This is a genomic window from Pseudoalteromonas sp. PAST1, assembly GCF_021532515.1.
Taxonomy (GTDB): domain Bacteria; phylum Pseudomonadota; class Gammaproteobacteria; order Enterobacterales; family Alteromonadaceae; genus Pseudoalteromonas; species Pseudoalteromonas simplex.
Map to the genome: position 1 here is coordinate 20,160 of NZ_JAKGBH010000056.1, position 7,463 is coordinate 27,622.

At 41.3% G+C, this 7,463-nt stretch carries 8 protein-coding genes; 7 read left to right on the plus strand and 1 reads right to left on the minus strand.

What is annotated here, in order from left to right:
* The 7 genes from L1272_RS19585 to L1272_RS19615 all read left to right on the plus strand — a co-directional run bounded on the left by L1272_RS19585 (position 1) and on the right by L1272_RS19615 (position 6,508).
* A complete protein-coding gene (locus tag L1272_RS19585; RefSeq protein ID WP_054553807.1) occupies positions 1–780 on the plus strand; it encodes an enoyl-CoA hydratase in 780 nt (259 codons plus the stop codon).
* Positions 780–1,922, plus strand: coding sequence for an enoyl-CoA hydratase/isomerase family protein (locus L1272_RS19590; RefSeq protein ID WP_235374135.1), 1,143 nt, complete (start codon positions 780–782; stop codon positions 1,920–1,922). Before L1272_RS19585 ends, L1272_RS19590 begins: the two co-directional genes overlap by 1 nt.
* A 17-nt stretch (positions 1,923–1,939) precedes the next feature.
* Complete coding sequence (gene mmsB / locus L1272_RS19595) at positions 1,940–2,830, plus strand: 3-hydroxyisobutyrate dehydrogenase (protein ID WP_138557510.1); 891 nt, start codon at positions 1,940–1,942, stop codon at positions 2,828–2,830.
* Positions 2,831–2,839: 9 nt separating this feature from the next.
* On the plus strand, positions 2,840–3,601 hold the full coding sequence (locus tag L1272_RS19600; RefSeq protein WP_235374136.1) for an SDR family oxidoreductase: 762 nt from the start codon (positions 2,840–2,842) through the stop codon (positions 3,599–3,601).
* 108 nt (positions 3,602–3,709) lie between these two features.
* On the plus strand, positions 3,710–4,198 hold the full coding sequence (locus L1272_RS19605; RefSeq protein WP_235374137.1) for a hypothetical protein: 489 nt from the start codon (positions 3,710–3,712) through the stop codon (positions 4,196–4,198).
* Positions 4,199–4,253: 55 nt separating this feature from the next.
* Complete coding sequence (locus L1272_RS19610) at positions 4,254–6,077, plus strand: protein kinase domain-containing protein (RefSeq protein ID WP_235374138.1); 1,824 nt, start codon at positions 4,254–4,256, stop codon at positions 6,075–6,077.
* Between the two features lie 11 nt (positions 6,078–6,088).
* Positions 6,089–6,508 carry a DUF6678 family protein gene (locus L1272_RS19615; protein WP_235374139.1) on the plus strand — a complete coding sequence of 140 codons (420 nt, stop codon included), beginning with the start codon at positions 6,089–6,091 and terminating at the stop codon, positions 6,506–6,508.
* Between the two features lie 148 nt (positions 6,509–6,656).
* On the opposite strand, the gene gloA is transcribed toward L1272_RS19615, so the two are convergent.
* Positions 6,657–7,187, minus strand: coding sequence for a lactoylglutathione lyase (gene gloA / locus L1272_RS19620; RefSeq protein ID WP_054553814.1), 531 nt, complete (start codon positions 7,185–7,187; stop codon positions 6,657–6,659).
* Positions 7,188–7,463 lie beyond the last annotated feature (276 nt).

The window sequence follows — 7,463 nt, forward strand, 5'->3', positions numbered from 1 at the left end:
ATGTCTAATCCATCGATTGATTTAAATATTGAAGGTAACGTAGCGGTTTTAACTATGAATAACCCGCCAGCGAATACCTGGACACAAGATACATTAACCGCGCTTAAAGACACTGTAACTGAGCTAAATGCTAACAAAAATGTCTATGCATTAGTGATTACAGGCCAAGGTGAAAAGTTCTTTAGCGCAGGTGCTGATTTAAACGTGTTTGCCAGCGGTGATAAAGGCGTTGCTGCCACTATGTCAAAAGTGTTTGGTGATGCATTTGAAGCACTAACCAATTTCCGTGGTGTATCAATTGCGGCAATTAATGGTTATGCCATGGGTGGTGGTCTTGAAGTGGCCCTTGCTTGTGATATTCGTATAGCTGAAGAGCAAGCTCAAATGGCGCTGCCTGAAGCGAAAGTTGGCTTACTGCCTTGTGCTGGCGGTACGCAAAACCTTGCATGGCTTGTTGGTGAGGGCTGGGCAAAACGCATGATCTTATGTGGCGAGCGCCTAAAAGCAGACAAAGCTCGCGAAATTGGCCTTGTTGAAGAAGTTGTTGGCACTGGTGAGAGCTTAGCTGCAGCAATGAAACTTGCTAACCAAGTTGGCGAGCAAAGCCCAGTTGCTGTGACGGCATGTAAAGAGCTTATTCAAAAAGGTCGCACACAACCTATGGCTCATGCGTTGCCATTAGAGCGTGAGTTATTTGTACAATTGTTTGATACGAAAGACCAAAAAGAAGGCGTGAATGCGTTCTTAGAAAAGCGTAAAGCAAATTGGGTAAATGGCTAATGACTAACGTAACACTACTAAATCATCAAGATGCGCCTGTGGTGTTTGAAACTGCAGAGGCCGAGAGTGGCCTTATTGCAATTGCGACACTCAATGCACCTAAGTCGTTAAACGCTTTAAATTACGACATGATCCAACTGCTTGAGCCTCAGCTTAGAAAATGGGCTGACGATGACGCCGTTGCCATGGTCATTCTAAAAGGGGCTGGCGAAAAAGCATTTTGTGCCGGTGGCGATGTAGTAAGCCTGCATAAAGCAATGAGCACAGGTGAGCCAGCTAACTACATTGAAGACTTTTTTACCCTTGAGTACAAATTAGACTATCTAATTCACTGCTATGAAAAGCCAATATTACTTTGGGGTAATGGCATTGTTATGGGGGGCGGCCTTGGCTTAATGGCTGGGGCAAGTCACCGAGTGGTAACAGAAACATCGCGTATTGCAATGCCTGAGCTAACCATTGGTTTATACCCTGATGTGGGCGGCAGTTATTTCTTACATAAAATGCCTGAGCAAGTGGGTCTATTCTTAGGGTTAACTGCGGCGTCTATCAATGCTGAAGATGTCTTGTTTGTTAATCTTGCTGATCACTATGCAACAGCAGATAAATATGACGCTATTTTAACGGCTATCACAGCTGAAAAGTGGGGCAAAACAGCCTCATTAAACCACGAAAAGCTGACAAATATTCTAATCTCTATTGATAATATTTCAGGCCGTGTTCCTAAAGGCAATGTAAAAGATAACTTACCGGTTATTCAAAAGCTGGCTGAGTTTGATTCATTGCAGGGGAAAATTGACTACATTCAAGCTTTAGAAAACGAAGATAAATGGCTTACCCGTGCGCAAAAGTCATTAGCGCATGGTTGTCCGCTTAGTTGTGCGCTTGTTGAACGTCAATTAGCTAATTCAAAAGAGATGACGTTAGCAGATTGCTTCAAAATGGAGTTAGGTATGTCGGTTCGCTGTGGCGAAGTAGGCGAGTTCCAAGAAGGCGTTCGTGCGCTACTAATCGACAAAGACGGTGCACCTAACTGGCAGTTTAAATCGCTTAGCGATATCGACGAAGCAGTTGTAGATAGCTTCTTTACAGCACGCTGGGATGAGCAATCTCACCCACTTAACTCATTAACGTCATCTTAAGTCCAAGGGGTAAACAAATGGCTAAATTAACAATAGGATTTATTGGTTTAGGCAACATGGGTGGCCCAATGGCGGCAAACCTTGTCAATGCAGGTCATACAGTTCGTGTATTTGACTTAAATAAAGCGGCGGTCAGTGAGCTTGCCGATAAAGGTGCAATTGCTGCTACCGATGCAGCTGAGTGTGCCATTGGCGCTGATATTTTTATCAGTATGCTACCGGCAAGCAAACACGTTAAATCGCTTTACTTAGGCGAAACAGGTCTTATCAACTTACTTGATAGCAAAACTTTAGTGATTGACTGCTCAACCATTGATGCAGAATCAGCGCGTCAAGTGGGTAGCGAACTTGCTCAAAAAGGCATTGATTTTGTTGATGCGCCGGTATCAGGTGGTGTTGCAGGTGCAACAGCAGGTACTTTAACCTTTATCGTCGGTGGTGAGCAAAGCCACTTTGAAAAAGCCAAGCTTGCTCTAGTAGATATGGGTAAAAACATCTTCCATGCTGGTGATATTGGCGCAGGCCAAGTAGCAAAAATCTGTAACAACATGCTGCTGAGCATTTTAATGGCAGGTACTAGCGAAGCACTACAAATGGGCATAAATAACGGGCTAGACCCAAAAGTGTTAAGTGACATCATGACTGCAAGCTCTGGCCGTAACTGGACACTTGAGCTTTATAACCCATGCCCAGGTGTAATGGAAACGGCGCCAGCAAGTAATGATTATAAACCGGGCTTTATGGTTGATTTAATGGCGAAAGACTTAGGTCTTGCTATGGAAGCGGCTCAGCAAAGTAATTCATCTACCCCAATGGGGTCAATGGCGAAGAATCTATACACTATGCTTCAGCATCAAGGTGCGGGTAGTGATGATTTTAGTGCTATTTTTAAATTATTCTCGAAGTAGGAGATTGTTGTGGAAATTAAAAACAACAACATCGTAATTACCGGTGGTGCGCAAGGTTTAGGCCTTGCTATGGCCGAGAAATTTGCATCCCTTGGCGCGAACATCGCCCTTATCGATATGCAACAAGATGTACTAGATACTGCAGTATCAGCGCTTGCCAAGCATGGCACAAAAGTCATGGCGTATGCTGCTAATGTGACCGACGAAGACGCAGTGGTAGCAACGTTTAATACTATCAACAAAGACTTTGGCCATATCGGCGTGTTAATTAATAACGCAGGTATCTTACGCGATGGTATGTTTATCAAAGCAAAAGAAGGCAAAGTGGTAGATAAAATGTCGCTGGCTCAATTTCAATCTGTGATTGATGTGAACCTAACTGGTGTATTCTTAGCAGGACGTGAAGCTGCGAGTCACATGATTGAGTCTGGCAAAGGCGGCGTTATCGTTAATATGTCGAGTGTTGCTCGTGCTGGTAACATTGGCCAAACAAACTATGCTGCGTCTAAAGCCGGTGTTGTTGCGATGACAACGGGTTGGGCGAAAGAACTAGGTCGCTTTGGTATCCGTGTTGGTGCAATCGCCCCAGGTGTTATTCGCACAGCAATGACAGATGCAATGAAACCAGAAGCAAAACAACGCATGATGGCGGTAACGCCAGTGGGTCGTTTTGGTGAAGCAGATGAAATTGCTCAAACAGCACAATATATTGTAGAGAATGACTTCTTTACAGGTCGTGTTGTTGAGATTGATGGCGGTATCCGCCTTTAGTTTGAAATGGTAACCCTTTACCCATTGAAAGTACCAAAACGGTAAGCCTAGCTTGCCGTTTTTTTATTTTTAAAGTATTTTAAATTCATAATGATAAGGAGGTTTTTTATGAACACTGATTGCATTACAGTATCAATGAGCAAGGGAATTAAAGCCAACTTCAAACTGGGTGAACATTTAATTGAATACTGGGGTTCTGCTTACTCAGGTAAAGAAGTTCTGAAAGTAGACGGTGAATTAATAGCAGAATCACGTAACTTTAAAACAAAATCTGTTCATAAATTTAATATTGATGGTAAAACCTGCCAATTAACAGTTTCAGTGACTTTATTCAGGAAGTTTTCTTCTACCATCACATTAGAGTGTGAGGGGGAGCTAGTTCACAGTTATCAACTCACATATGGTAAAACCCGACAAATTGCTTGGTATTTAAAAGCAATCCCATTTTTATTTGCAGGGATTTTAGGCTGGTGTTTTGCCGCTGATATTCTTACCTTATTAGAGTTAGTCATTTTTGGCTGCTTAACCTTTGCAATATCAGAGCTGCTTATGAAAGATCAAGGCTGGATCATCGAAGAGCAAAAGCCTTGTAATTAACTGCCTAGCATTCAATAATTAAGCGGTTAAAAGCCGCTTAACTTTGAGAGATGCAGTGAATCCCAAACAAATCCGCAATTTTTATATCAATGAAGAACAGTCTGTTTATTTGCTGTCTCACCATGATGCTAAAAAGCACCGTCAATGGCTTAACATATGTATTAAACAGCTTACTTTGCTTGGTTACAGTGACGTTGAATTAATTGGTTCTGGTGCGTTTGGATTTGTTTTTGCCGGTGTCGATGATGAAGACCTACCTTGGGTATTTAAGTTTTCTCGGATAACCCTTGCACAAAGTGTACGTGATCGTCTAGAAGACGAAGCGTACATGCTCTCGCAAGTTAATAATCCATTGGTGCCAAAATTTTATGCCTTTGAGCGTATTAAAAAGCAAGGCATTTTAATGATGGAGCGCGCTCTAGGTGAAGATTTAGAAAAAATCTCCATCAAACAAGGGCGTTTTAGCGCAGCAAAAGTCATGGCGCTGGCTCTTAGGTTACGTAATGTGCTGGTAGATTTACGCGAACACAAAAATGGCTTAAGCCCACAGCCTATTGTACATGGCGATATTAAACCCTCTAACATTGTTTATGATGAACAAACTAATAAGTTGTCGTTGGTAGACTGGGGCAGCTCTGTTTATGCACAAATAGATGCTGAAGGTAATCCGGTTGCTAGCAATTTTATGGATCTTATGTCTGCTGATATCAGCACCACTAATGCACGTATGGGTGATGTGTATTTTATTGGTGATGAGCAAATGTCGGGCGGGCAGTCATCGCCACGTTTTGATGAGCAAGGTGTTGCTTCAACTCTTTATGCACTGGCATCTGCACAATCTTGCCGATTTGGTGCGGCGGTTATTCCGGCTACAAGCCTGAATTTACCTATGGAGCTTGCCCGGGTTATTGACGGTATGCTTTCAAAAGATAAGGCAACCAGAGATGGCGCTGGTGATTATTTTATGCGAAACATGCCTACAATGGCTAAAGCTTACCTCCCTGAGCTGCCCCGTAAAGTCATTCGCCCTTATATCCCTTATTGGTTTAGTGAGTTTGATGAACACCCAGACACGGTTGTTTATAGCTCACGTAAGCAATTTTTAAGACAAGCCGACCATAATCAACAATTACTTGATGTAAACGATGCCCAGCTCGACAGATACTACAAAGAGTTTTTATTTGATACCGGCGACACCGAAAAAGCATTTTTGGCCTCAATTAGCCGATTAGCAAAATACCCAGTAGTTGGGGGCCTGAGTTTTCATTGGAAAGAAAACTCACTGTTTGTTGAGTCTTCTCTTATTTTGCATGATGAAACGCTTGGCACTGCGTTTACCGATGCGATTAACAACACGGTGATGTTAGCACAGGGGATTGAACAAAAAGGTCTCTTTAAATGTTGCTTGTTTGATGCGCGTAAAACCATTCAGCTCGAGCGTGATGGCACCGGTGCGTTTAAATTTGAACATTTGCCTGAGCTTGATTACGAAGTAATGGATGTACAAGCATCAGACGTAACCAGGCCACACTCTTACTTTGAAGATGGTAAAGACCCTGATGAGCAACTACAGCTCCCTAAAAAGGTTATAAAGTGCGTATTTGAGCTAAACCAAATACACCATACGGGCTGTATCATCTTTGAAGCCTTACCTGATAGGATGAAAATACATCATTACTATCGTCTGCTTGATGCCAGTAAAGAGCCTGAATTTAAACGCTTATTGAGTAAGCTTATGCAATACGCGGTTAGTATCACAGATGTAGGTGTGGCAGGCTTTATGAAGCTACCTTACAAAAATACCCGTGAATTTGATTTGTGCACTAAACAGCCCGATGAGTTTTATCCAAGAGATCCGAAAAGAGTGTTAGACATATGAGCCTTCTGCCTATGGCTGATGCTTCAGCTAGTGAGAAAGACAAAATTGATGCATTAAGATTTATCAAAATGCAGAATTTTGTAGGAGCTGCAAACAATACAAAGTGGAATGAGCTCATCTGTGAAGTTCGAGAATGGAAAAATTGGCAACCACCTTTTCGTTCGAAATGGGTAACTGGGCATATATCAGAATGGGATAGTGAGTGGTGCTATCATTTACCATTTCCTTTTATTGGTGTTCAGTGGCTAGATTTATGCTGTATAGAAGAGGTAGTAGATGTCAGAAGGCTTCACTGTATTAAAGAGTTTGATCACTCTGAAAGCTTAACTGAGCTTTTAGATAAGATAGGTTTATCTTACGAAAAAGGTAAAACAACAATAAGAATTTGGGGATATCTTCCTAAGTGTTTTGAGCATTTTGATGCTACTTAGTAACAACATGTAAGAATGTATAGCTTTTAGTTATAGTATCAAGTGGTTATGAGAGTTATGGCTTTTCTAACGATTAGAGAATTAGAGTCTAAGTTTTAATTCGTTAAATAAATAACCTGCTAAATAGCAGGTTAATTAAGGTGTAATCTTACTTATGCTCTTCAATAATCTCAGTGATCCCTTCAGCTGAGAGTATCTCTATCCAATACCCATCAGGGTCTTTAATAAAGGCTAAGCCTTTCATTGAGCCATCGTCTGGTTTTTTGACAAACTCAACATCATATTTTGCAAAACGCTCGCATGCTGCGTACACATCTGGCACGCTAATACCGATATGACCAAAGCCTTTTGGTTCATCATTACCACTATGGTAACCTGTAAAACTGTCGTCATTTTCTGTGCCCCAATTATGTGTAAGCTCGATAAGAGCAGGGCGGCGAAATACCCACTGTGCTTTTTCTTTATCGCTGCCTGTTGGCATGTCTTGCTCATAACCTAAAAAGTACAGCGTAAACTCCATTTTAGGGAAGTCATATTTACCAAGTAACTTCATACCTAAAACATTTTGATAGAAATCTAAAGAAGGCTTTGGATCTTTAATGCGCAACATTGTCTGTTGCATTACATAACCTTGCGTAGCGGTTGCGATTTGTTCAGGTGATTCGTTGTAGTTAGACATACACATCCTTTTTAGCTGATATTTCTGGTAATGTAATTAGTCTAACATATTCACGTTACCCTTAAATTAATAACAAATATTTTTGATGTGCTAAGACAAATCTTCAGTTCTTAATTTGCTAACCCAAATAAAAAACCGCCCAAACAGGCTAATGCTGATCAGTTAAGAATATTTTTATGATCACTTGACTGATCTTTTCATAGCTTCAAAATCCGATATTAGAAATAATATCGGATTTTTTATGTCTCTAATTCAGCACTTCGATGATATGTCCTC

Coding starts and splice junctions, on each gene's coding strand:
- L1272_RS19585 (WP_054553807.1), top strand. CDS start 1: ATGTCTAATCCATCGATTGATTTAAATATTGAAGGTAACGTAGCGGTT.
- L1272_RS19590 (WP_235374135.1), top strand. CDS start 780: ATGACTAACGTAACACTACTAAATCATCAAGATGCGCCTGTGGTGTTT.
- mmsB (WP_138557510.1), top strand. CDS start 1,940: ATGGCTAAATTAACAATAGGATTTATTGGTTTAGGCAACATGGGTGGC.
- L1272_RS19605 (WP_235374137.1), top strand. CDS start 3,710: ATGAACACTGATTGCATTACAGTATCAATGAGCAAGGGAATTAAAGCC.
- L1272_RS19615 (WP_235374139.1), top strand. CDS start 6,089: ATGGCTGATGCTTCAGCTAGTGAGAAAGACAAAATTGATGCATTAAGA.
- gloA (WP_054553814.1), bottom strand. CDS start 7,187: ATGTCTAACTACAACGAATCACCTGAACAAATCGCAACCGCTACGCAA.